Genomic DNA, 25,440 nt, shown 5'->3' with positions numbered 1-25,440 from the left:
TTGGGTTGCGTTAGGGTATGAATCAATATTTTATATTTTTTCAATTGGTTTGGTTTTTTTTGTATATAATATTGTTCGGAGTCGGATAAATCTAATCCTACATTTTTTCCTCGTTTTTCTTAGATACTCAATGCCTATTGTTTTTATATTAGGTCCTGATGTTTTATTGTATACTATTTTTAGCTTTCCTTTGATTAATTTAATCGAGCGATCTTCTGAAGTGAGGTTTAAATTTGTATTTTTTAATCGGTTAAGGTCTTCTTTAAATGAGTTTAGAGTGTTATATTACCTGGTGCTTGTAGTGATTTTTATATCATTTTCATTAACTCAGTATATATATGTGTTCTTTTACCTTTTAGTCATACGTTCGTTATTTTACCTTTATGATTTCAAACGAGCAAAAGTGGAAAGGAGATCGTGATGAAAGTAGCTGTAATTCTTTCTGTCTATAAAAATGATGCTATAAGAGACTTTGAAAATGCTGTATTTAGTATATTAGAGCAAACACTACCATGTGATGTTTTTATATTTAGAGACGGAGTTGTTTCTGAAGACATGCAACATGTTATTAATCAGTTTAGTGTTATTGATAATGTTAAATGTGTTGAAAGTGAATCAAATGTAGGACTTGCTGTAGGCCTAAATCGATTGATTGATCATGTTGTTAAAGGTAATTACGAATATGTAGCAAGGATGGATAGTGACGATTTATCTTATAATGATAGAATTGAAACTCAAGTCGAGTTTTTTGAAGAAAATAAAGATATCCATGTGTGTGGCACTTATTGCCGGGAGTTTGGCTCTGCATATGCTTTGACTGTAAAATGTGTACCTAAACAACATGACGACTTAGAAAACTACAGTATTACTCGATGTCCTTTTATACATCCTACCGTAATGTTTCGTACTAAGGTTTTTCTAGACGGCAACCGTTATCCAACTGATACAATGTTAAGTGAGGATATGGCATTTTGGTTTTTGCTGCTCGTTAGAGGCTATAAATTTGCTAATATTGGTCAGGTCTTACTTGATTTTAAAATTAATGATCAAACCTTGAATAGACGACGCGGTTTTTCTAAAGCGTGGAGTGAATTTACGATTAGGTTCAAATATATGATTAAGTTGAAGAAAGTTTCTTTTGTTAATCTATTAAAGGTTTCTTTACGGTTGGTTTTTAATATGATGCCGACTTTCGCAATTAAGTATGCTTATAGGATGTTTCGTTAGCTTTCGTTTATGTTACGTATGTGGTTGGATGGGAGAGATTAAGCTCGTGTGATGAGTTATAATAAAATTTCAAGGGTTTTGCTAAGTGTCAAAACCAGATCCTGTTCATTAGTGCTCTTTTTTACTTTCTTATAGGAATAAGCTTTATTAACTTTATCCTATATTCTTATTGAATGTTATTTATTATCTCAGTAGAGAGTTGATTGTTTTTTTGGTCAATTAAAGCTAAAGCTCGGTTTATTATGAAAATTGCAATTGCTGGTACAGGTTATGTAGGGTTATCAAATGCGATGCTGTTATCACAACATCATGAAGTCGTCGCAGTTGATATTATCGAAGAGAAAGTGAGGCTACTGAACAATCAGTTGTCTCCTATCGTTGATACTGAAATCGAAGATTTTTTGGCGAACAAGGCATTAAACTTCATCGCGACACTCGATAAAGAATTAGCTTATTCTAACGCGGATTACGTGATTATCGCGACACCGACAGATTATGACGTAGAGACTAACTACTTTAATACTTCATCGGTCGAAGCGGTGATTAAAGACGTGATGGCAATGAACCCAAATGCGGTTATGGTGATTAAATCTACCGTACCTGTGGGTTATACTGCGCGAATTAAGCAAGAGTTAGAGTGTGAGAATCTCATGTTTTCTCCTGAGTTTTTACGTGAAGGTAAAGCCTTATACGACAACCTACATCCATCTCGAATAGTGGTCGGTGAACGCTCTGAACGTGCACAAATTTTTGCAAATTTGTTGTTAGAAGGTGCAGTTAAAAAAGACGTTGAAACCTTGTATACCGACTCTACAGAAGCCGAAGCGGTAAAACTGTTCTCTAATACCTATTTGGCACTGCGAGTTGCTTACTTTAATGAGCTAGATACTTACGCCGAATCGCACGGCTTGGATACGCGTCAAATTATCGATGGGGTAAGTTTAGACCCTCGTATTGGTTCTCATTATAACAACCCTTCATTTGGTTATGGTGGTTACTGCTTACCCAAAGATACTAAGCAACTGCGCGCCAACTACTCTGATGTTCCAAATAATATAATTGGTGCGATTGTCGATTCTAATACCACACGAAAAGATTTCATTGCCGACTCGATTATCAAAAGAAACCCAAGACGTGTCGGTATTTACCGATTGGTTATGAAGTCAGGTTCCGATAATTTCCGCGCTTCTAGTATCCAAGGCATTATGAAACGCCTTAAGGCAAAAGGTATTGAAGTTGTGGTGTTTGAACCTGAGCTCAAAGAAAAAGAGTTCTTTAATTCATTAGTATTAACTGATTTCGAGCTGTTTAAGTCAGGGTGTGACGTCATTGTCTCAAACCGTATGGCTCTAGAACTGGCTGATGTAAAGGACAAAGTGTACACGCGTGATCTGTTTGGTTCAGATTAAGGAAGAAAATAATGAAGTATTTGGTAACCGGCGCTGCGGGCTTTATCGGCAGCGCTGTAGTTGAGCAACTAACGGCCAAAGGCTGTCAAGTTGTTGGTGTTGATAGCCTCAACGATTACTACGATGTGGCGTTGAAAGAATCGCGTCTGGCTCGTATTGAGCATGTCAATTTTAAACTAGTTCAACTCGATATTGCCGACCGTGATGGGGTGGCGAACTTATTTGAAACTGAGCAATTTGATAGAGTGATCCACTTAGCGGCACAAGCGGGGGTGCGTTATTCCATCGAAAACCCACATGCCTACGCTGATTCAAACTTAGTGGGTCACTTGAACATTCTTGAAGGGTGTCGTCATAATGAAGTGGAGCATTTAGTTTATGCGTCTTCAAGCTCTGTTTACGGCCTAAATGCAAAAACACCGTTTGCCACGTCTGACTCGGTTGACCACCCCGTTTCTTTATACGCGGCGACCAAGAAGTCGAATGAGCTGATGGCACACAGTTATTCCCACCTATATGATATTCCAACCACAGGCCTACGTTTCTTTACAGTGTACGGCTCGTGGGGGCGACCTGATATGGCTCCATTTATTTTCACTAAGAAGATCCTTGACGGCGATGCTATTGATATCAATAACAATGGTGATATGTGGCGTGACTTTACCCATGTAATTGATATTGTTGAGGGGGTGGTACGTATTGCTGATGTGGTGCCGACGCGTGATAATGTTTGGACGGTAGAATTGGGCTCTCCTGCAACTAGCTCTGCTCCTTATGCTGTTTATAATATTGGTCACGGTTCTCCGATTAGCTTGATGGATTTTGTAAAGGCGATTGAAGAGGAGCTAGGTATTGAAGCGAAGAAGAACTTCCGTGAAATGCAGCCTGGTGACGTTTACCAAACCTATGCCGAGACACAAGATTTGTTTGCAGTAACAGGTTATACTCCGAAGGTAAGTATTAAAGAAGGTGTGGCTGAGTTTATTCAGTGGTATCGTGATTTTTATAATAAGTAACGTAATTGATTAGCAGATCATCTTTAGTCGAATAACGATAGTATTAATTATTTATACATAAAATTGGCCAAGATCATATTCTGATCTTGGCCATTTAGAACGGAAATACTGATCGTTATTTAACGATGAGACGCTGCTTCTCAATGTTATGAATCTAAGCTTTGACAGCCGATATTTTTAAACGTTGTCATACTTAACGATGTTGTTTTTAATAATGCCTCAATTTTTATTGTCGAAAATCAAAACTTGAAGTCACTTAATCTTAGGGATAGAATCTTCTAATATACGAGGTTATTTTCCATATATTACTTAATAAGGTTAAATAGATCACAAAGCATAATAAAAAAGTATACAGCATTATATATTCTGCAATGTTCACCATCTCGGCGTAGATTCCAATTCCAGCATATAGAGCTGCTATCAGACAAATAACTATAAGTGTTTGTGTTGATGATAGGCCCAATCTTTGAAATATATGATGTAAATGCTCTCGGTCAGGTTTAAAAGGAGAGTCTCCCCTTCTTATTCGACGGATCATTATTGCAGCCATATCCATTAATGGTACAGCTATTAACCATAGCGCTGTTACCGGACGTAACGGTGGCTCAGTTCCGTTTTGACTCGACAGTAACAATAACCAAATTACCGTAAATCCAATGAGCATGCTTCCGGCGTCGCCCATAAACACTTTTCTTTTTTTTCCGAAAGCTCCTAAGTTTAGTAGAATATATGGAGTAATTATCACTACTAAAACTAGGCAGATGTATGCTAAATTATGTTGACCATCATAATTTAGCATTACACCTAAGCCACCAAACGTTACAATTGATAGCCCTCCTAAAAGCCCATCTATCCCATCGACCATATTGAAGGCGTTAATAGCACCAACTACAGCCAGAATTGTAACCAAATAGCCAAACCAGCCTAACGTTACTACTTCTCCTGAGCCTAAGATGTCCCCAATCGTATTTAGTTCTATTCCCCCAACTACCATCATAGCGACAGATAGAGCCGCTTGAATAGCGAAGCGTAACTTGAAGCTTAAGTCGAACTTATCATCTAGAGCGCCGACACCAACAAGTATGACAACACATGCTGCATAAAGCTCGGTATTTGGTAAAACCTCGGGGTTGTTAAGCAGGAAGTAGAGTAAGGAGATACATATAGAAATGCCGCCTATTAAGGGGATGGCACCATTATGAAGTTTACGAGCATTGGGTTGATCGACCAAACCTACTTTTTTAGCAAACTTACGCATGGTGAAAAGTGTCGCAAGAGAAAAGAAAAATAGAAAAAATAGATCAAGGAGTGGGATTAGCACGATTTCGCCTGAATATGTTGTATGTTTGACCAGCAGTCTAATATATTTGTCTTATATATAAAAGTATCCTGAAGTAATGTATGAACTATGTGTATAAGTTTGCCCCTTGCTTGGGGGCTGATTATGTGTCGTCTATTTACATAGATAAGTGTCTTTCTTGATCTTCCGCTACAGTTTTGACTGTAAACTGTAGTAAAATTACGCTAATTTGTTTTTATACCGATTTATTTTGAATTGAACGAGGTCAGTCCTATGTCAGCTAAGAAGCCAATGGCTCTAGTGATCCTTGACGGTTACGGTTACCGTGAAGACAACCAAGACAACGCTATCGCGAACGCTAAGACTCCAGTTTTAGACGGTCTTATTGCTAACCAACCTAACACGCTAATCTCGGCTTCTGGCTTAGATGTAGGCCTACCTGATGGCCAAATGGGTAACTCTGAAGTGGGTCACACCAACATCGGTGCGGGTCGCGTGGTATACCAAGATCTTACTCGTATCACTAAGTCAATTTCAGACGGCGAGTTCGGCCAAACTGAAACATTAGTTAACGCTATCGATAAAGCGGTGAAAGCAGACAAAGCGGTTCACATCATGGGTCTTATGTCTCCAGGTGGCGTTCACTCTCATGAAGATCACATTTACGCGGCTGTTGAAATGGCAGCAGAGCGTGGCGCAGAGAAAATCTACCTACACGCATTCCTAGACGGTCGTGATACGCCGCCACGTAGCGCAGAAAACACATTGGCGCGTTTCCAAGCGTTGTTCGCTAAGCTAGGTAAAGGCCGTGTTGCTTCGCTTATTGGTCGTTACTACGCAATGGACCGTGATAACAACTGGGATCGCGTTCAAGAATCTTACGACCTGCTGACTCAAGCAAAAGCTGAGTTCACATTCGACACAGCAGTAGCTGGCCTAGAAGCGGCTTACGCTCGTGACGAAAACGATGAGTTCGTTAAAGCGACTGAAATCAAAGCAGAAGGCGAAGAGTCTGCCGCTATCGTTGATGGCGATGCGGTTATCTTCATGAACTACCGTGCCGACCGTGCTCGTGAAATCACACGTGCATTCGTTCCTGATTTCGACGGTTTTGAGCGTAACGTATTCCCAGCGATCGATTTCGTGATGCTGACTCAATACGCAGCAGACATTCCTCTTCTATGTGCATTCCCACCGGCTTCTCTAGAGAACACCTACGGTGAATGGCTATCGAAAGAAGGCAAAACGCAGCTACGTATCTCTGAAACAGAGAAATACGCGCACGTGACGTTCTTCTTCAACGGCGGTAAAGAAGACGAGTTTGAAGGCGAAGAACGTCAGCTTGTTGCGTCTCCAAAGGTAGCAACGTACGACCTACAGCCAGAAATGAGCGCGCCAGAGCTAACTGAAAAGCTTGTTGCCGCAATCAAAGGCGGTAAATACGACGCTATCGTGTGTAACTTCCCTAACTGTGACATGGTTGGCCACACTGGCGTTTACGATGCAGCGGTTAAAGCGGTAGAGTCGTTAGACGAATGTCTTGGCAAAGTGGTTGAAGCAATCAAAGAAGCCGACGGTCAACTGCTAATCACAGCGGACCACGGTAACGCGGAAATGATGGTAAACCCAGAAACGGGCGGCATCCACACAGCGCACACTAACCTACCAGTTCCACTTATCTACGTGGGTAGCAAAGACGTTGAGTTCAAAGAAGGCGGCAAGCTGTCTGACTTAGCACCAACGATGCTTTCTCTGTCTGGTGTTGATATCCCAGCTGAAATGTCAGGTGATATTTTAGTTAAGTAGTCACTTAACTTTCATCGAATACTAGAACGGCTGCACGCGAGTGTGGCCGTTTTTTTGTATCTGGAATCTTATGCCTAGTATTGCTTGTCATACTTGGTGTTCAACATAAAGAGAGATTCCCTATCACGCTCGTCCCTCGCTGTAGGGAATGACAGGGAGTTATTTGCTAGCTTGAGTCAGAACCGAATGCTCAAAATCCAACAACCACTCTTTGCGGTTCATGCCGCCGGTATAGCCGGTTAATGTCCCATTTTCACCGATGACTCGGTGGCAGGGGACTACGATGCTAAATGGATTCTTGCCATTTGCACCACCCACTGCTCTTACGGCTTTTGGGTTGTCCATCTCTTTGCTTGCTCACCGTAACTGATGGTTTCGCCATAAGGAATGGTTGTTAAAGCCTGCCAAGCTACTTTTTGAAAGTCAGTGCCTTTTATCGCTTTTAATGGCAAATCGAATTCTATTCGTTGACCTGCGAAGTACTCATCTAACTGTTTCGCTGCCAGTTGGCAAAGGTCATCTGGATTGCTAATCATTAGCTCTTCATGATTTACATGGTCAATTTCAATAAGCGACACACCATTACTCACAATGATCATCTTGCCAATTGGTGCGTCATAAAGCATTTTGTAAGTGGTGTCTTCCATGCCATCTTCCTTTTTTTAGTCTTTTTCTGCTCTCAAGCTCTTCGAATCTCGAATCTCTCACCTGCTCTTAAGTCTTTTCGCATCTCGTATCTTTTTTTATACGAAGCGCAAACAAATACCCTGAAATGCCACCCATGATGTTCCCCAATGCTAAGCCGATAAACAACCCTTCGACGCCATCAATCTGGCTGCCGATCCAAGCGAAAGGCAATGTGAATACAAACAGTCGCATGAAGCTCCACTGAAAGGCTTTGAGTGGCTGATGCATGGCATTCATGGCGCTGATTAACATCATCACAATACCTTGAAATCCGTAGCTAAACGGGACAACTAACAAGTAATGCCACAAGAACCCTCGCACAGACTCTTCTTGAGAAAATAGGGCGGCTAGAGGGATACTCAATGGCACCATCATTACGAAAATCAAACCTTGGAACATCACGGAAAAACGCATACTTAGAAACAGTGCCTTAAAGCTTCGTTGAGGGTTGTTTGCACCAAAGTTTTGCGCCATGAAAGGTGTAAGAGCCGAAGTAAGAGACATCAACACAATGATAAGAATGGATTCAATGCGCTGGGCCGCACCATAAGCCGCAACGGCTTCGGTTCCATGTTTGGCAAGCATCATCATTATGACCGCGCCAGCAAGTGGATTGAGGGCATTGGAAAGGGCTGCGGGTGTGCCAATGGTCAAGATTTGTTTCCAGTCATCGATGATGTTTTTTAACTTGGGCGGAGCAAGTAGCTTTTCTCGTATGGTTAACACATACAACGAAGCACATAAAGCACCAAACCAGCTGAAGCCACTGGAAATTGCAGCACCTTGAATCCCTAATTTGGGGAAAGGGCCGTAACCAAAGATCAGCAGCGGGTCGAGAATGCCGTTAATCAGGCCTGCGAGCATCATGATCTTGGCGGGCGTTTTGGTATCGCCATTCGCTCGTATCGCACTGTTGCCTGCCATAGGAATAACAAGCAGCGGTATCGCTAAATACCAGACTGACATATATTCGGATATCAGTGGCAGTAACTCGGGTTTTGCTCCTAATAAGACAAACATGGGTTCAAGCGTTACAAGCCCCAGTGTTGATGCAAAAGCCACAAGAAGCACCGCGAGTAATAAACCGTGGCCAGTAAAGCGAGCCGCATTTTTCGCGCCACCTTCACCAAGTAACCTTCCAATACATGTCGACAAGCCAATGCCTATGCCCATGGTAATGCAGTTTATGGCGAAGGTGACAGGGAAGGTAAAGCTCACCGCTGCAAGGGCTTGGGTACCCAACAATGAGATAAAGAAAGTATCGACCAGGTTAAACATCAAGATCGCCACCATACCGAATATGGTTGGTATGGTCATGGCACGCAATGTACTCTCAATTGGGGCGGTTAATAGCCCGTGCTTATCTTGCATGTAAAACGCCGATTGAACTAGAATGTGGGTAGAATACAGTGAATTGTGAATAGTCTGAAGATCGCTTTCATAAAGTTTACAAATCACACAATACTAACGTTATGCGGTGTGATACGATTCTACCGTTATCAATTTAGATGTTTGAGAGATTTACAGTGAAGCAGCACACCCAACTACAGCCGCATTCCCAACAAAATCCACCGATGTATACTCCAAGTGATGAGATCGATCTTAGAGAGCTTTTTAAGGCTTTGTGGGATGGTAAGCTCATCATCATATTGGTTACGGCTTTATTTACTGCTAGTGCTATTGGTTTTGCGCTGACATCTCAAGAATGGTGGTCTTCTGAAGCTGAAATTACAAAAGCTGAGCTTCAAGATAGAATGATGTATCAGCATCAGGTGAAACAATTTCAACCTGCTTTCTCTATTTATCAAGCAAATGGTTCAACCTCTGGTAGTGCAGAGCTCAATTATTTAGTTGATTCTCAGGTCATATTTCAACGGTTTGTTGATTTATTTAATTCAAACAATAATAAACAAGCTTTCTTAAAGCAAAGCGCTGAATTTCAAGATATTAAAGACAATCATTTTGCGAACGCTGCTGAAATAACTGAAGACGCCACTCGCAAGCTGTACATCGCGTGGTTGGCAAGGACCTCTGCGTCACTAGCTGATAAAAAGAACAAAGATGCACCATATGTTCTGAGTTTTCAATCCATCACAAAAGAAAGCAGTTTTGATTTATTAAACTCTTATATTGTTTTCACTGAGCTTCAAGTTCGTGAAGATGCATTTGATCATCTTGAAGCACTCGTTTTCGGTGAGCGCAACGAGCTGCTCCAGCAGAAAATGGCTCTTGAAAGTAAGGCTAGAAATAGGTTGCTAGCTGAAATCGAGCGCGCGCAGTCTGCTTTGAAAATTGCCAAAGCAGCGGGTGTAGATACCCCTCTTTTAAGTGGTAACGCAAGAGATTTTTATGAAATTGAACTTGGCTCAAAAGCTTTGCAAGAAAAAATCAAGATTTTGGAGTCTGTAAAAAATCTCACTGTTTTGGAGCCTCGCCTTCAACAAATAACGGCTCAGTTAGACATACTCGACAGTATTAAAATCGATCGAAACGTTGATTTTAACGCATTTCGTTACTTAAGTGATGTTGAGCAACCAACCACTCGAGATAAACCTAAACGCGCTTTGATAGTAGTTCTCGGTACTTTGTTAGGTGGTATGCTTGGGGTTGCGATTGTTTTAATACGCTTTTCGTTTAGAAAAGAAGATTAAATTTCAAATGGCTAGTGTTTTTCACTAGCCATTTTTCTTTCTACATATATTGTTGTTTGAGTTTCCTCACAAAAAGTCCATCTCCCCCCTTGGGATCTTTCACATTGCCCCAACATACTGATTAACCCATGCCAATCGTGGCAACTATCAAATCACATGGAAATTATCAGGAGATACGACCGATGAATATCCGTCCTCTACACGACCGAGTTATCGTTGAGCGCCAAGAAGTTGAATCTAAATCTGCTGGTGGCATCGTTCTAACTGGTTCTGCCGCTGAAAAATCAACGCGCGGTACAATTCTAGCTGTTGGCAAAGGCCGCATTCTAGAAAATGGTTCAGTACAACCATTGGACGTTAAAGTTGGCGATACCGTTATCTTCTCTGAAGGCTACGGCACTAAAACTGAAAAGATCGACGGCAAAGAAGTTCTGATCATGTCTGAAAACGACATCATGGCGATCGTTGAGTAATCCGACCCATAAAACTGAACTGACTGAATAAAGAATTTTAAAGGAAATTAAGATGGCTGCTAAAGACGTTAAATTTGGTAACGACGCACGTATTAAAATGCTAGAAGGTGTAAACGTTCTGGCTGACGCAGTAAAAGTAACGCTAGGTCCTAAAGGCCGTAACGTTGTTCTAGACAAATCATTTGGCGCACCGACTATCACTAAAGATGGTGTTTCAGTTGCACGTGAAATCGAACTTGAAGACAAGTTCCAAAACATGGGCGCACAAATGGTTAAAGAAGTGGCTTCGCAAGCGAATGACGCGGCGGGCGACGGAACAACTACAGCAACAGTATTGGCTCAGTCTATTATTGCTGAAGGCCTAAAAGCCGTTGCTGCTGGCATGAACCCAATGGATCTTAAGCGCGGCATCGACAAAGCAGTTATCGCGGCTGTTGAAGAGCTGAAGAACCTTTCTGTTCCTTGTTCAGACACGAAAGCTATCGCGCAAGTAGGTACTATCTCTGCGAACTCTGATTCGACAGTAGGTAACATCATTGCTGAAGCGATGGAAAAAGTAGGTCGTGATGGCGTTATCACGGTTGAAGAAGGTCAGGCTCTACAAGACGAGCTAGACGTAGTTGAAGGTATGCAGTTCGACCGCGGTTACCTGTCTCCTTACTTTATCAACAACCAAGAAGCAGGTTCTGTTGATCTAGAGAGCCCATTCATTCTTCTAATCGACAAGAAAGTGTCGAACATCCGTGAACTTCTTCCGACTCTAGAAGCGGTTGCTAAGGCATCTCGTCCACTTCTTATCATCGCTGAAGATGTAGAAGGCGAAGCGCTAGCGACTCTTGTTGTGAACAACATGCGTGGCATCGTTAAAGTGGCTGCTGTTAAAGCACCTGGTTTCGGCGACCGCCGTAAATCTATGCTTCAAGACATCGCTATCCTAACGGGCGGCACGGTTATCTCTGAAGAGATCGGCCTAGACCTTGAAAAAGTAACGCTAGAAGACCTAGGTCAAGCTAAGCGCATTACGATCACTAAAGAAAACTCAACCATCATTGATGGTGCGGGTAATGAAGATATGATCAAAGGTCGTGTTTCTCAAATTCGTCAACAAATCGAAGATGCAACGTCTGACTACGACAAAGAGAAGCTTCAAGAGCGCGTAGCTAAGTTAGCTGGCGGTGTTGCGGTAATCAAAGTTGGCGCTGCAACTGAAGTTGAGATGAAAGAGAAGAAAGACCGCGTTGAAGATGCACTTCACGCAACTCGCGCTGCTGTTGAAGAAGGTGTGGTTGCTGGTGGTGGTGTTGCACTTATCCGCGCTGCATCTAAAGTTGCTGACCTTGAAGGTGACAACGAAGAGCAAAACGTAGGTATCCGTGTTGCACTACGTGCAATGGAAGCGCCTATTCGTCAAATCACTAAGAACGCAGGTGATGAAGAATCTGTTGTTGCTAACAACGTTCGTGCTGGCGAAGGTAACTACGGTTACAACGCGGCTACGGGTGAGTACGGTGACATGATTGCTATGGGTATCCTAGATCCAACTAAGGTAACGCGTTCTGCACTTCAGTTTGCAGCATCCGTTGCTGGTCTTATGATCACAACAGAAGCTATGATCACTGATAAGCCACAAGATTCTGGCCCTGCAATGCCTGATATGGGTGGCATGGGCGGTATGGGTGGCATGGGCGGCATGATGTAAACGACCTGACTTAATCCAGTAAAGTCCATTAAGAGCTCGTAAGCCCAGTGTTTACGGGCTTTTTTAATATTTATCGTCTAGTAAAGTCCAAGGGTGTATAGCTGGTTCTATGAAAATCGTGAGGATAATGCGGGGTATCGTATGTTTCCTAACTCTCAAATTTGGTGGTATATTTTGGTAATACCCCTCATTTAATACCCCTCATGGGAGCTGTGAATGCCACTAACAGTAAAGGAAATAGATAGCTTATCGTGTCCTGAAGGTCAGTCTCAGGTAAAGAGATCTGATGGTAATGGATTGTTTTTATTTATAAAAAAGAACGGTTCAAAACTTTGGCGCTTTCGTTTTAGGTACTCATCGAAGTACCAAGAAATGGCGTTAGGAAAGTACCCCTCCGTCCCCCTCAAAGAAGCCCGGAAATTAGCAGCGGAAGCAAGAGCATCGTTAGTGAACGGTATTAATCCCATGGATGAGAGAAGGGAGAGGAAGCGTAGTAAGAGTGTTGACCAAAATAAGCTTTTCTCAGCAGTGGCTATAAAGTGGTGGGAGCAGAAAAAAGATTCTTGGTCAGAAGATCATGCTGCCCGAGTTAGGCGATGGATAATCATTGACTCAAAAAGTATTTGTAAACTGCATCTCGATGAGATTGATACAAGACATATTACTGATCTCATGTTGGCAATTGAGGCGGCTGGTACCCCAAAAAAAGCTCCGAATATACTAGCTGTTATTAATAGGGTATTTGGATATGCATTAGGTCATCGATTGACTCGAAATAACCCAGCTCAAGGTCTGCCGCTTGGAGATATATTGAAGCCGTTACCGAAAGTTCAGCATAGAGCTGCAATTGTTAAACCCAGCGAACTAGGACAATTGATTAAAGATATTGATACGAATCAATCAGGGAACTACTGTACGGTAGAAGCTCTTAGGCTTATACCTAGAGTCTTTTTAAGACCAACTGAAATAAGAAATCTAAAGTGGGACTATATTGATTTTGAAGATTGTTTAATCAGAATTCCTGCTGAAGAGATGAAGCGTAATCGTGAGCATCTTGTACCAATGTCACGACAAGTTGTGGATCAGTTAAGGAATGTTAAATTAGTGACGGGCTATTCGCCTCTTGTTTTCCCTAACCAAAGGGATAGCAATAAGCCGATGAGCAAGAATATATTAACTAATCGTTTACGAGATTTAGGGTACCTCGCAGATGTAATGTCAGCTCATGGTTTTAGAAGTACAGCTTCAACTATTTTACATGAGAAAGGCTGGAATTCTGAGGTGATCGAAACACAGTTAGCTCATTTGACGGGAACGGCAACGTCAAGGGCGTATAATCGCTCACTTTACTTGTCAAAAAGGATCAAACTAATGCAGGAATGGGCTGATTACTTAGATATTTTGTCAGATGAGCACTAGATGTGATTGATTCAGTGTTGGGGCAATGTTATCGAGTTTGCCCCCCAAAATAATACTGTTTATGCTGCACGTTCAAATATGAGCATTACCCTAAGACCTTAAACACCTGCTCTAAAACGACTGGTGGGATGGGGTGTTTATTCTTCCAAATGAGCTAGATCAGCACTCGATAGGCGTGAACTTTAATCACCTCCTCGACCTCTGGCTGGCGTACTAAGTTCAAGAGTTTCACTTTAAGAGTGTATATTTGATTTTGATACCAGAAGAAGCCTTCCTTACCATGTAGATAATAATCTGGTTTCTGAGCGTCTAAGTTTTCCTTTATGTCATCGTACATACTTTCTTTATCGGCAATTCTAATTATTAAGTTTTCGTAATCTTGCTCAGGGGTGGTGTGGCTGTCATGTGTGTCTACTTCAGAGTTTTCTTTTGGTTTAGTCTTCCCTTTTCTAAATAGAGACGTAAATTTCAATACAAATGTGCGGGTAGGTTCAATAAAACAAGGAAGAGTCACATTGTCGGTAACAGATCGCCTTTGGTGAAAAACGATTAATCCCATTTCTTCTAGTGATTTGATACTGACGGTTATTTTACGGCTGTTAGTTCCAAGTCTAGTGGCTAGCATTTTTATCCCCATTGGGATCCCACCTAGTTTCTCATCATAATTTTTTGCTAACAACATACACAAACAAATGAGGGTAGATTTTGGCTGTTGCCTGATGTTCTTTTTTTCGAAATAACGATAGATGTTTTGATACTCAACGAATTCATCGGCTATAGGGTTATTTCGAAATCTTGATTCGCTTAACGGGCTGAACGGGAGCAGGTAGGTGTCATTATTAGGTGTGCAGTCCTGCAATATTAACTTTAGTTGTTCCCTGTTTTCTATTCCTAAATAACGTGCGGGAGAGTAACTCTTTTTAACAAGAGGGAGTGTCTTGGAATACCCTTCTGAAAATAAAATATAAGAGCCTTGCCTATCAAAGGGGTTGATGAAATTGCAGATCTTGCAGGGTGTATCAGTTATCTGGTTTTGGGACACAATGCTCTCCTTAATGGTCGGTGCATTTACGTTTACGCTCTGATTTTTAGTGTAGTCCGATTGATGTACCTATTAAAATTATTTTTTAGTTATCATCTTTTATGTGAGTGAATTCCAGAAATAAAAAGGTATGGACCGTGGTTTTTGACAATGAATGAGGATGTGTTGAGTCGTTTTGGCGTGATGGATTGTTGTTGAAGTAGTGTGCATTATTGAGATCTCTCTCTTCATTAACTAGCTCAACAAACTGTCATTTAACTTGTAACTGACTTGGATTCGAGAGTGGGTAAGCTGATATCGGTTTTCCACAGTTCAGTGCCTAGGCGTTGATGGTTAACTAATATTTGTTCCTCCATACGGACAGGAAATGTATACGTAAAGGTTTTTTGCATTGTCTGTCTGGTTAGTATTATTACGTTAATAACTAAACATCTACCCTACCTAGTACACGACTACATCATCACATATCCCTGAGTCACACCAAGTGACTCACAGTACACCATTATAAATAACGGCATCGACCTATCTATGAACCTCAACATAGGAATAGATAGCAATGAATGTACGTTCTAGAAAAAACAAAAACCTCAGACTCACCATCAAGAAAACCTTTCTTGGTCATCCTATCCAGACTGCACACGGTCCACTGTACCTCGACTACTTAGAAATAATGCACGCCACCATTGAACGAGCATTAGATGACTATCCTCGTCTTATGGCTATCCGTGTAGATTTGAGATTTCCCAAGCTAAGAGCCAATGAAGAATGCGGTAATGTCATCACAGATTTTATCCGCTCGTTGCAGTCACAGATAGCTTACTCTGGAAAGCGAAAAAAAAGACAAGAGGGTGGTAGGGTTCATCCCTGTAAGGTTCGAAATGTGTGGGTTAGAGAGCGCTCTACCTCAATGAATGATCACTATCACTTATTACTCATGTTCAATAAGGATAGATTTAACTGGTTGGGACAAACTCAAACGCCAAATGATAATTTAGGCTCCTTTATCGTGGAGGCATGGGCGAGAGTCGTCGGTGTTGATTATGAAGAAGCAAATGGATTAGTACATTTCTCAAAGAGAAAGAATAGCGACAGCGTGGTTATTCATCGCTTGAACCGTAACTCTGATGACTTTGACGACGCGTTTGATGAGCTATTTAAGCACATTAGTTATTTAGCCAAAGAAGACACGAAACACTTTGGTAGCGGTAGACGGAATTTCGGCCATAGTCATAAGTAGTTTAAAAATTACGGTAGTGACAGTTCCTGTGGGATTAACAACAAACCATAGGAACTAGAATGTCAAACCAGCTCAACGCCACTCAACATCACTCAGAAGCGTCTAACCACCTCCCCGTCACTCATGACCGAACGTTTAATGGAAAGCCACTCTACTACCACGAGGGTGGTCTTATCCTTGAGTATTTGGAGGATATCGATCAAGTACTGACTGAAGCACTAAATCAATATCCGAGACTCTTTGCTGTTCACCTCAACCTAAATCTACCGAGTCACTTCAGGGGCGATTACCTAACGGTGTTTGCCCATTTCTTTCATACTTTAGAATTGGAGACTAATGAACTCTGTAAGGACAAATACGCCAATAACACCTATCAACATCCACAAACGGTGATCCGCTATATCTGGGCGAGGGAGTGTGACTCCACTAGCCAGTATCATCTTATCTTGCTCTTTGATAGAGAGCTCTTCCAAAGCTTAGGAACAGGTCGAGATAGTTGGGGGCGTTTTCTCTACAAAAAAGTAAGAAAGACATGGGATAGGGTGATGGAAGCTCACTCTAACCAACGATGCTCAGGGTTAGCGTATTCCCCTAACAATGAAGGTTTTGAGCTTTTCTCCGACACAGAAACGTTCCCGTTACAGCTAAACGAGTTCTTCTATCGAATGAGTCGTCTCGCGAAGCCCACCACCAAACACGATGATAACCGTAGTACGAGTTTTGGTTGCAGTCGTCGATAACCTAAAAAATTACACCACAAGCAGTACTTATGTCATTCAACTAGCCATAGGTACTGTCTCATGCCCCACACTCCCCATACACCAGCAATAACCCATTCCACCACCTTTAACGATTATCCCGTGATCTACAGTGAGCACGGGCTGTATGAATCCGCCCTTACGAGTATGACCAACCTCTTTGAACAGGCACTAGAGCAGTTTGAGTTCACGTTAGTCATGCATTTGGGGCTATACCTTCCTAAAGACCACCCAGACACCGATTTAACCATCATCAATGACTACATCCACCAGCTTAAAAAGAGACTTAATACAGACTCACTCTATTACTCGTGGCGTAAGCGAGCCGATAAATCCCCCTCACACAATTACCAAGTCATACTCTTGCTTGATTACAACCAGTACTTTGGCTCCGCTATCTGTTGGGATAAACGTAATCAATTAGCCAACCACCTTAAAGAGGCATGGCAAGAGGCTGTACAGAGCCACTACGAAGGCAAAGAGCGTTCATTGGTATTATTTAACGACCGAGGTAACTACGGCTTAGGGACGCGCTGCAAGAGCAAAAGTAGCGTAGTAAAGAACAATGTATTTCACCGCATGAGCCGTCTAGCTGAGGCATGGCAAGAAGAGCATTACTGTTTTGGCTCTAGCGAGGGTTAACCTCACCGCACTTTTTTACAGCGGTGGCTTATCTCATGGGTATATACAAAATACAGGAGCATTCCCAATGAGATTCTTAAGACTAAAAGACGTAATCGCAGCAACAGGGTTAAGCCGTTCAACTATCTACAAGTTTATGGATGAAGAAGTCTTTCCTAAAACCATTCCATTGGGAGGAAGAGCAGTAGCTTGGCTAGAGAGTGAAATCGAAGAATGGATGGAACAACGTCTAGCACTGCGAGAGAGCCAAGAATAATCCAAGTAGCAGAAAACACACTGACCACATCAACAGGGAGCCATTGAGGGCTCCCTTTTCAATTAGAGAGAGAAATAAAATGAGTTATTCAATTTACGTAGATGGCGCGGCACCGAACAATCAACACGGATGCACACAGGGTGGGATTGGTATTGCAGCTTTTAATGAGCACGGTGAACTAGAGTATCAAGATAGCATCACTATCAGACGCAGTACCACCAATGCAAAATTAGAGCTAATGGCCTTAATCGAAGGTCTAGAGTATGCGCAGGATGGCGATGTCATCTACTCAGATAGTGACTTTTGTGTGAAGGGTTATAACGGTTGGTTAGATAACTGGAAGGATAAAGGTTGGCGTAAGTCAGATAAGAAGCCAGTTAAGAACCGTCATCTATGGCAACAAATCGACGAATTGCGTTCACAGAAATACGTAGAGGTGTTTAAGGTCAAAGCTCATTCAGGTGATAGAGGTAATGACATGGCAGACTTGTTAGCTGTTGAAGCGGCAGAAGCCGAGTAAGAAGATAGAGCACAGTTTGTTGGCAAACCGCTAGCAGGCTGTGCGGTCGCATTGTTACTTTATCCCTAGGAACAGTGATTCGTCTTTAGGGTAGCGTTAAGCGTTTTTATAGATAACATATACCTGAAGATGAAGCATTCAATGGCTGCAATTGGGGTGTTTTTTCAGGCTCGACATTGACGATGATAGTGATCATGATGTAGATAAGGATTGTATGATTTATAAATAGAACGATATTAGGACACTACAATCTAGCGTACCGCTGCGCAGACGTTACATTTACTCTTTCTCAGCACCAGCGAAAAGTTACGCTTTGTTGAGTCGACGTGTCAAAGCGACTTTAACTTATGGAAGATAGTTGTAAGTCTGCTTACGTTTACTTTGATGAAGATGTAGCGTCGATTGTTAATATTGCATGTGACTGGGATTAACTTGCCTCGACATGCTTGTTGAATTATTTTGTTTGGTGGCAGTTAGCAAAAATAGAGCTGTACTTCATTAATTAAAAGGTGAACTGTTTATAGTAAAGAGAGCGTTATTATTTCGGGTTTGTTCGCTGATAATGAACACATGAGCCATTATTAGTGAGTAAAACAATGAATCCATTAGACTACACATTCTATACTTTAAACGCCAAACACTACTTACTGGAACCAGAACAAACGATGACGGTAATACAAAGCCAAAGCCATCCGATCTTGCCTGGGATAGTTTTCTTGGTGGGATTCCTAGTCGGTCAGATTACCCACCTTTATTAATCACGTCCCGTGGCATTATAAGAGGACAACTTTAAGTTAAGTCGCCATATTTCAGAGGGATCCGTTGTATCTAATGAACATGATTTTGAGGTTGACATGGTAGCTTCTCAGTTGTTATCTACGAGTCATCTGCAGCGTTTAAAGCAACTCGAGAAACATTTTTCTCGCAATGAAACTTATGATGTTGATATTGTCTCCCTTGCTGAAATTCTGGCCTGCTCAGAGAGGTACGTGAGTAAGCTAATGGCTTCTTTTGAAAGCTTTGGGCTTATCCATTGGGCTTCGGGTCAGGGGCGAGGTCATCGTTCGAAACTGACACTACTAAAAAGTTTTGAGACTTCACTGCTGACTCAGTTAGAGCGAATGGCTCGGTCTGGCAGAATGAATCAGGCATTTCGATTAGCCACTCTACTTGGCGAAGTACGCCTATTTCAAGATCACTTACCACTCTGGTTAGGGGATGCGCAACAGGAACTGAAAAAGCAGAATACTTTAATGTATTTAGTTCCTTACGTGCTACCTGAATGGCACCCTCATTTGGCGCAGTCCGCTCGTTCTATTTTATTGATCGAAAGCGTCTTCGATACCTTAGTTCGATATAACCCTATTCAGAACGAAATTGTACCTCATATCGCTCACCAATTTCATTACAGTGACAAGCAAATCCGTCTCCGCATCCGCAATGATATAATGATGCACAATGGAGAAGTGCTGACACCGGAACTTGTCAAAAAAAATATAGAAATGCGCCTTAGGACGCCGCATCCATATCAAATTCTATTTCGTCATGTAGAGGGTATTGACATAGATAAGCAGTGGGTCATTTTCTCTATGCGTCAATTTGACCCCGTTTTCCTGCATTTGTTAGCCGACTCACACAGTGCAATTTTTGATTATCAGGCTTCAAAACCTATCGGGTGTGGAGCATATCGGGTCGAAAGTCTGGAAAAACAATATTGGAGTTTGGTTCGCAACAACCACTATTTTGGCTTTGGTGGCCATATTGAACGAGTAGAGTTTTGGTGTAGCGATGCCCAACCTCAAACGCCTATGCACGTGGCAGAACTGCTCTATTGCGAATCTCAACCCGCTCAGCCACAAAAAGTCGATCGCAGTGGGTGTACTGTTTTGCAGTTTCATCATCATGCAAACGCCTTGTCCGCTCAAGAAAGAGCTTGGCTTGTTCATCATAGTCGACGCTTTACACTTGATAGCCAGAAAAGAGCAGCGAACAGCGTGATGGATTGCCATCAAGATAAGGGATTTCACTTGTTCAATCACGACATGAAACTGCCAGCTCGTCCGGTGATAATTGAAGTGATAGACAGTCATATGAGGGAGTTGCAACCTTTGCTTGATGCGTTGTCTCAAAAAGGGGTTATTTGGAAGGTATGTCTTCAAGGACAGTCTCAAGATGTGGCTGTTGATGTCTCCTACGACTGTTACGTATTTGGCGACGACCTGACGTTCCAGTATTACGAATGGCTACTTTGCGGCAATGTGTTTAGCCTATGTTTGTCTGAACGTGGAAAACAAAGCCTATTAACCTTTATTGATATGCTCATGCAGGAAAGTAACGACAGTGAGGAGCTTCTGCACAAGCTGTATCGAGCGGAGGATTGGCTTATCCAGAACTATTATTATTGTCCTCTGTGGCGCAATCATTTTACCGTCACTCGCGCAGACAATTTGTATGGTACCGAAACCAACAATATGGGTGTCATGTCGCTGGTCAATATGTGGTTGGAGTAATCGCTGGTATGGTAGTGTATCTGTAGCGATATGATTTGCAGTGTTTAACGGATAATTAAGGAAAAAAAATGGACTTTCACCTTTGGCTCGGCTTTGTCGCGGCATCGCTCATTCTTACCGCGACACCAGGGCCTAGCATATTTTTAGGTATTGCACATGCTCTCAGTTATGGGCACAAACGCGTGCTATATACCGCCCTTGGGGACATCTCAGCTAACTTTATTCAAATGGTGTTAGTCGCCTTGGGTTTAGGTGTCATCCTTGCCAATTCGGTAGTGGCATTTACTGTCATCAAAGTTTTTGGTGTGATCACGTTGGTTTACATGGGACTAAAAATGCTCCTCGCTAAACCAGCACAAGTTGAGCACTTAAACCTCAACAACTCAGATTTACAGGCCTCAAACAAAAAGTTGTTTTACTCTGGCTTTTTAGTCGCGGCTGGCAATCCCAAAGCCATCCTATTCTTTTCGGCTTTTTTTCCGCAATTCATCAACCCCGACTTACCCGTATTCCCTCAACTATTAGTGATGTGCCCAACCATGGCGTTGCTTGATTTCAGTTTAGTGATGTTTTATGCGTTTTCGGCCAGACGGATTGTTGATGCGAGCCGACTATCTCTTACCGCTGTGACAAGAGGAAGTGGTGCTTTACTGCTGGGAGCCGCAGGTATTCTAGCAGTTAAAGAACCCACTTAATCTCGACTGAGAACCGCGACCAAGATTGAACATACTGTGCCCAGCACAACCATTACACCTATTTAGCAACTCTCGGAGTAAGACACCTATGATCACTTTTTACGAACTGTGTGGGGGCGATGGCTTAAAATTCAGTCCTTATTGTTGGCGAACGAAAATGTGCTTGATACACAAAAATATAGCGTTTGATACCACTGAGCTTTCTTTTGTCGACATTCAGGCTCAGTTTAAGGCGCAGTTTTCTACACTCCCCGCCATCAAAGATGGTGAAACGGTGCTCTCTGATTCGTTTAACATCGCTGATTATCTTGAGGCCCACTACCCTGAATCACCTTCATTATTTGGCGGTGAAAAAGGGCGTTTAATGGCACTTTTTTTCCATGAGTGGGCAGCATCATTACATTCGGACATCGCCAAAATTGCCATCTTCGACATTTACTGCAAGCTTAAAGATCGCGATAAAGATTACTTTCGTTCCTCTAGAGAGAAACACTTTCAGGACAGCTTAGAAAATGTACAAAGCAACAGCCAAGAGTTAGCAAAGGCCGACTTACTTAAAAAAATGAGAGTACTGGAATCTTATTTAACTAAGACACGATACTTATCGGGCGATGCGCCCATGTATTCAGACTATATCGTCTATGGGACGTTGAAGTGGCTGCTGTCTACGAGTAACGCTTTCACAGGGGAAATGCTGACTAGCCATGTTTTGAATTGGTATGACAGCCTAGATAGGATTGGCACTGGAATTTAAACATGCTTTAAGACAACGATGGAAATGTGAACGCAACGCATAGTTTGCGTTTAAATTTATCGGATGTTACATATTGATTTGTTATAGTTTATTTCCGTATGTTGCTGTCAATATGCAATGTACAGAATAAACTTTCATGTCAAAAAAGTGCCACAGGATATCGTATTATGATAACTAAAGTTGTTCCTCTGATGTTGTTAGTTTCGTGTTCAAGCTTTGCATCAAGTGAGATTGTTGATAATTTTTCTCACATAGGATTTGGTTATAAAGGAGCTAGTTTTAAGTCGGGAGCGTTAAAACCTTACCTTAACGATAAGTATGACAATACAGAGAATAAGACGATGGGAGGGGTATACTTAGATGTCAGTGCTCAAGTTTTTGACTACGTATTCGTTGAAGGAAAAGCAGACTTTCTCACTCGATTTAGTTCGGAGGTAGATAGTTGGCAAGCTGGCGGAGGACTCATTGGGCGTTTGGGAGGGGCAATGGCCAGCTCTTTATCCTGTGGAGCAGTAAACTATCGTGCTGATAGTGATTACAGTTCACCATATTCCGAGCGTGGAACATACTGTCAAGCGATGGTTAGAAAACAAATAGCTAATCATTGGTTGATGGGAGTTTCCTATCAGCATGATTTCTTAGATCTAGCAAGAGATGAGTTTAAGTGGAATAACGTCTTTCAATTCGGCTCAGTGTTTGGCTTAGTTGCAAATTTAGAATATGCAGAGCGTGATGAGGCGGAAGTGAGCTATGAGCTTGGGTTGCAGTTCTCATTTTAACCGGCGAGGGTATATATTTTTAGAAGGTTCATTTTATTATCAATATATTATTTTGTTTTTCATAAGAGGCTAGACTTAGCCACCACTTGAAAGTCATCTCTGTATAAAATGGTGCCGACGTCTGAATAATGTAATGTCGCCACCTTTGAATCATATTCTTCTAATATATATTTTAGCTCATACATGAGTGATATATGTTTGACGCTTGAGTCTAAAAACCAAGAGATAGCATTGTCTGGCCATGACTTTGAGTGGAACGGTGGACATGGTAGTGATTCATTAAGTTGAGTGAAGATTTCTTTAATATGCACCTGATGGTACTCGTAAAGGATCAATCCGTCGACAAGCATCATTTGTGCTTGGGTAATGATACCATGAGTATGCTGGAGTCGCTTTTCCTCCTCCATACTGGCAATAAATCTTATAAACATTGGATTCCTTTATTACTATTTATTCATCTAGTTTAAGATTTTATCATTGATAATTTATCGTTGGACGATTTGAGAGTTAGCACAGAGTGTAAATAAATTTCATTCTATTAGTCAATTATAGAGGAGATGCACATGAAAACCATTATCCACGAAGCCATCAATCTTAGAGAGGCCGGAAATTATCATGCGTCTCGGCTTTTGCTGCGTACGCTATTGGATGACAGTCAATATGCAGCCAAAGCAAATTTATACATGGCTTGGTCTTATGATAATGAAGGCAAAGAGAAGCAAGCGCTTATACATTATCATCTTGCATTGGAAGGGGATCTTTCCATAACTGAACGTGTTGATGCTCTGTTTGGGTTGGCGAGTACTTATCGCAGTTTGGGTAAATACACTGAAGCGTTAGAGTATTTTGAGCGAACCATTGCTGAATACCCTGATTCACTGGAAGTACAGCCGTTCTATGCCATGTGTTTGTACAACTTAGAACGACACAAAGAAGCAACGGCGTTACTAATTAAGTTATTGTTATCAACCACTGAGAGTAAGAAAATCAAAAGTTACCAGCGAGCCATTCTGCTTTATGCAAAAGACCTTGATAAAACGTGGTAAATGTTGCGTTCCTACGTATATTTGTTCGTCTAACCGGGGAATAGAAACAATAGAGTAAACCAACTTATGAACTCTAAGGTTATGGAGCTCGATAAGTGATTAGCAGTTGGTAGCAGACAAGGATCGATGATGAGAATAGAGAGACGATGTGCTGATATGATAAGTGAGTTTAGTCATGACCCTTCGTAAGGTGACTCACTTTGTTACAGGAGGCGCAGCTGCTGGCATTTTGAATTATCTTCTTGCGCCAGATGAAAAGAAGCGGGTAGTAGAGCTGAGTGACCCGTTGACTTACGGTCCGTTAAATAATTATGGTACGCAGCAGGGAGATGCTCTACGTAGTAATTGGTTTAGGGGGGTATGTGATCTTATTAATGATCCAGACTTATGGCCATGGTTAGCCGGCCATATAGGACTGCCCATATTGCAGAGCTATCAGAACCTCGAATGCGATGGCGATTATGTTGTTTGGGTTGGCCAGTCAGTGGATGAGCAATTAATGTTGCGAGCGCTGTGCTCTGTGCTACCGGAACAACGTTTATTTTTAGCCGATGTAACGACAGGTAAGTTGAGCAAAGACACCATGCCAATCGTTGGTGCCTGTTCAGCCGAAGAACTTACTACCGTCATTCCAGTACCTCTTGATATCTTTCAGCAGGTTAAATTAGCCAAAGAATGGGATAGTCTTCTTGTGAGTAGGGATATGGTTCGAACTTGGAACGGTTCCGCAATTGTATCCCATGATGAGACGTTTTTTGATGCTGCTCTTCTTGCTGCGATTGGCCCACGAGTTTGTGTTGCAGCAGTAGTCATTGGTCGTGTGCTTGGTGATTATGTAGGGCAAGTTGGTGATACTTTTCTCTGTTACAGATTGCGTGTGTTGATCTTGAGAAAAATAGTGCGCTCGGTAGGTGAAGGACCTTTCTTTAGGCGTCAGTTGAGTCGAGCGTTATGATATGGGAAGTTCAAACATTTAGTGAAAATATAGGGTGAGAAAAATACAACGGAAACGTAACTGAGAGTAAAAGCTCACACTTTGCCTATCGAACACTCATTCCTAGTGTGCGTGCTATAACTAAGTAAAAATTTAAATTCTCATTCTCATCACCGTAGCCTCGGATATTAACGAAGGGAATGTTTTTATTTTCGAGCTATGGAAACAGCCGCGAGTATAAACCATTACAGCATAGTTCTGATTGCGTACCAAAAATTACCAATTGCAGTGTTCATACAGGGATTCGACACATTCTATTGATCTGAATTGAGCTTCATCAATATCAGCTTGGCTTAAGTCATCAAATATTATTCCTTTCATATTTTGAATATCTTTTCCGTTGTATTGACTGATGTTTAACCACATATAGCTTGTAACATCATTTTTAGGCACAATTTTCCCCAGGTAGTAAATAACAGCAAGCTTATACTGTGCGTCTTGCTGTCCATTCTTTGAGGCTAAGTTAAACTGATCCGCACCAGCAGTTTTGGACACTGAGTTAAGTGAGTACAATCACTAA

24 protein-coding genes and 1 pseudogene are annotated in these 25,440 nt (G+C 41.8%); 19 read left to right on the top strand and 6 right to left on the bottom strand.

The genetic code is table 11. From position 1 onward, the window contains the following. Positions 1-420 precede the first annotated feature (420 nt). The 3 genes from ACED28_RS18220 (at position 421) to ACED28_RS18210 (ending at position 3,652) form a co-directional block, all read left to right on the top strand. A complete protein-coding gene (locus tag ACED28_RS18220) occupies positions 421-1,227 on the top strand; it encodes a glycosyltransferase (RefSeq protein WP_371710422.1) in 807 nt (268 codons plus the stop codon). Positions 1,228-1,469: 242 nt separating this feature from the next. Next, positions 1,470-2,636 carry a nucleotide sugar dehydrogenase gene (locus tag ACED28_RS18215; protein ID WP_371710421.1) on the top strand — a complete coding sequence of 389 codons (1,167 nt, stop codon included), beginning with the start codon at positions 1,470-1,472 and terminating at the stop codon, positions 2,634-2,636. Between the two features lie 11 nt (positions 2,637-2,647). Continuing rightward, the gene (locus ACED28_RS18210; protein WP_371710420.1) at positions 2,648-3,652 is read left to right on the top strand and encodes an NAD-dependent epimerase; all 1,005 of its coding nucleotides are present in this window, start codon (positions 2,648-2,650) and stop codon (positions 3,650-3,652) included. Between the two features lie 262 nt (positions 3,653-3,914). Here the strand turns inward: ACED28_RS18210 and wecA are convergent, their stop codons facing one another. After that, positions 3,915-4,973, bottom strand: coding sequence for a UDP-N-acetylglucosamine--undecaprenyl-phosphate N-acetylglucosaminephosphotransferase (gene wecA / locus ACED28_RS18205; protein ID WP_371710419.1), 1,059 nt, complete (start codon positions 4,971-4,973; stop codon positions 3,915-3,917). Positions 4,974-5,225: 252 nt separating this feature from the next. Between wecA and gpmM the strand changes: the two genes are divergently transcribed. Continuing rightward, positions 5,226-6,758, top strand: coding sequence for a 2,3-bisphosphoglycerate-independent phosphoglycerate mutase (gene gpmM, locus ACED28_RS18200; RefSeq protein ID WP_371710418.1), 1,533 nt, complete (start codon positions 5,226-5,228; stop codon positions 6,756-6,758). 159 nt (positions 6,759-6,917) lie between these two features. Here gpmM and ACED28_RS18195 read toward each other — a convergent pair. Next, positions 6,918-7,405 (bottom strand): annotated as a pseudogene (locus ACED28_RS18195) (methylated-DNA--[protein]-cysteine S-methyltransferase). A 67-nt stretch (positions 7,406-7,472) separates the two neighbouring features. Further along, positions 7,473-8,816 (bottom strand): MATE family efflux transporter, encoded by a 1,344-nt coding sequence (locus ACED28_RS18190; RefSeq protein WP_371710417.1) that lies wholly within the window; start codon positions 8,814-8,816, stop codon positions 7,473-7,475. Positions 8,817-8,971: 155 nt separating this feature from the next. Here ACED28_RS18190 and ACED28_RS18185 point away from each other — a divergent pair, with 155 nt between their 5' ends. The 4 genes from ACED28_RS18185 to ACED28_RS18170 all read left to right on the top strand — a co-directional run bounded on the left by ACED28_RS18185 (position 8,972) and on the right by ACED28_RS18170 (position 13,687). Next, entirely contained in the window at positions 8,972-10,096 is a 1,125-nt protein-coding gene (locus ACED28_RS18185; RefSeq protein ID WP_371710416.1) for an LPS O-antigen chain length determinant protein WzzB, read from the top strand. A 182-nt stretch (positions 10,097-10,278) separates the two neighbouring features. After that, complete coding sequence (locus tag ACED28_RS18180; RefSeq protein ID WP_004733324.1) at positions 10,279-10,569, top strand: co-chaperone GroES; 291 nt, start codon at positions 10,279-10,281, stop codon at positions 10,567-10,569. 52 nt (positions 10,570-10,621) lie between these two features. Next, complete coding sequence (groL, locus tag ACED28_RS18175) at positions 10,622-12,268, top strand: chaperonin GroEL (protein ID WP_371710415.1); 1,647 nt, start codon at positions 10,622-10,624, stop codon at positions 12,266-12,268. 216 nt (positions 12,269-12,484) lie between these two features. Next, entirely contained in the window at positions 12,485-13,687 is a 1,203-nt protein-coding gene (locus tag ACED28_RS18170; RefSeq protein WP_371710414.1) for a tyrosine-type recombinase/integrase, read from the top strand. Between the two features lie 154 nt (positions 13,688-13,841). Here ACED28_RS18170 and ACED28_RS18165 read toward each other — a convergent pair whose 3' ends face one another. Continuing rightward, positions 13,842-14,729 carry a hypothetical protein gene (locus tag ACED28_RS18165; RefSeq protein WP_280555991.1) on the bottom strand — a complete coding sequence of 296 codons (888 nt, stop codon included), beginning with the start codon at positions 14,727-14,729 and terminating at the stop codon, positions 13,842-13,844. Between the two features lie 556 nt (positions 14,730-15,285). Between ACED28_RS18165 and ACED28_RS18160 the strand changes: the two genes are divergently transcribed. The 9 genes from ACED28_RS18160 to ACED28_RS18120 all read left to right on the top strand — a co-directional run bounded on the left by ACED28_RS18160 (position 15,286) and on the right by ACED28_RS18120 (position 22,880). After that, on the top strand, positions 15,286-15,966 hold the full coding sequence (locus ACED28_RS18160; protein WP_102294664.1) for an inovirus Gp2 family protein: 681 nt from the start codon (positions 15,286-15,288) through the stop codon (positions 15,964-15,966). Positions 15,967-16,025: 59 nt separating this feature from the next. Further along, entirely contained in the window at positions 16,026-16,706 is a 681-nt protein-coding gene (locus ACED28_RS18155) for an inovirus Gp2 family protein (RefSeq protein WP_371710413.1), read from the top strand. Positions 16,707-16,766: 60 nt separating this feature from the next. Next, positions 16,767-17,366 (top strand): inovirus Gp2 family protein, encoded by a 600-nt coding sequence (locus ACED28_RS18150; RefSeq protein WP_371710412.1) that lies wholly within the window; start codon positions 16,767-16,769, stop codon positions 17,364-17,366. A gap of 67 nt (positions 17,367-17,433) precedes the next feature. Further along, on the top strand, positions 17,434-17,622 hold the full coding sequence (locus tag ACED28_RS18145; RefSeq protein WP_029223996.1) for an AlpA family transcriptional regulator: 189 nt from the start codon (positions 17,434-17,436) through the stop codon (positions 17,620-17,622). 79 nt (positions 17,623-17,701) lie between these two features. Next, positions 17,702-18,142, top strand: coding sequence for a ribonuclease HI (locus tag ACED28_RS18140; protein WP_371710411.1), 441 nt, complete (start codon positions 17,702-17,704; stop codon positions 18,140-18,142). A gap of 854 nt (positions 18,143-18,996) precedes the next feature. Beyond that, complete coding sequence (locus ACED28_RS18135) at positions 18,997-20,652, top strand: SgrR family transcriptional regulator (RefSeq protein WP_371695959.1); 1,656 nt, start codon at positions 18,997-18,999, stop codon at positions 20,650-20,652. Between the two features lie 68 nt (positions 20,653-20,720). Then, entirely contained in the window at positions 20,721-21,347 is a 627-nt protein-coding gene (locus ACED28_RS18130) for a LysE family translocator (protein ID WP_017099648.1), read from the top strand. A gap of 88 nt (positions 21,348-21,435) precedes the next feature. Continuing rightward, positions 21,436-22,101 carry a glutathione S-transferase N-terminal domain-containing protein gene (locus ACED28_RS18125; RefSeq protein WP_371710410.1) on the top strand — a complete coding sequence of 222 codons (666 nt, stop codon included), beginning with the start codon at positions 21,436-21,438 and terminating at the stop codon, positions 22,099-22,101. 167 nt (positions 22,102-22,268) lie between these two features. Then, positions 22,269-22,880, top strand: coding sequence for a hypothetical protein (locus tag ACED28_RS18120; RefSeq protein WP_371710409.1), 612 nt, complete (start codon positions 22,269-22,271; stop codon positions 22,878-22,880). A 59-nt stretch (positions 22,881-22,939) separates the two neighbouring features. Here ACED28_RS18120 and ACED28_RS18115 read toward each other — a convergent pair whose 3' ends face one another. Continuing rightward, positions 22,940-23,311, bottom strand: coding sequence for a hypothetical protein (locus ACED28_RS18115; protein ID WP_017099645.1), 372 nt, complete (start codon positions 23,309-23,311; stop codon positions 22,940-22,942). Positions 23,312-23,443: 132 nt separating this feature from the next. On the opposite strand from ACED28_RS18115, the gene ACED28_RS18110 reads away from it, so the two are divergent. Then, positions 23,444-23,926, top strand: a complete 483-nt coding sequence (locus ACED28_RS18110) for a tetratricopeptide repeat protein (protein WP_371710408.1) — start codon at positions 23,444-23,446, stop codon at positions 23,924-23,926. 175 nt (positions 23,927-24,101) lie between these two features. After that, positions 24,102-24,881, top strand: a complete 780-nt coding sequence (locus tag ACED28_RS18105; RefSeq protein ID WP_017098419.1) for a DUF3658 domain-containing protein — start codon at positions 24,102-24,104, stop codon at positions 24,879-24,881. Positions 24,882-25,136: 255 nt separating this feature from the next. On the opposite strand, the gene ACED28_RS18100 is transcribed toward ACED28_RS18105, so the two are convergent. After that, positions 25,137-25,415 (bottom strand): hypothetical protein, encoded by a 279-nt coding sequence (locus ACED28_RS18100; RefSeq protein WP_371710407.1) that lies wholly within the window; start codon positions 25,413-25,415, stop codon positions 25,137-25,139. Positions 25,416-25,440 lie beyond the last annotated feature (25 nt).

The sequence above is a fragment of the Vibrio sp. 1F253 genome (genome assembly GCF_041439295.1).
GTDB classification, from domain to species: Bacteria; Pseudomonadota; Gammaproteobacteria; order Enterobacterales; family Vibrionaceae; genus Vibrio; species Vibrio tasmaniensis_A.
The sequence above is the reverse complement of the archived record's forward strand: the minus strand, read 5'-3'. Positions and strand labels throughout refer to the sequence as shown.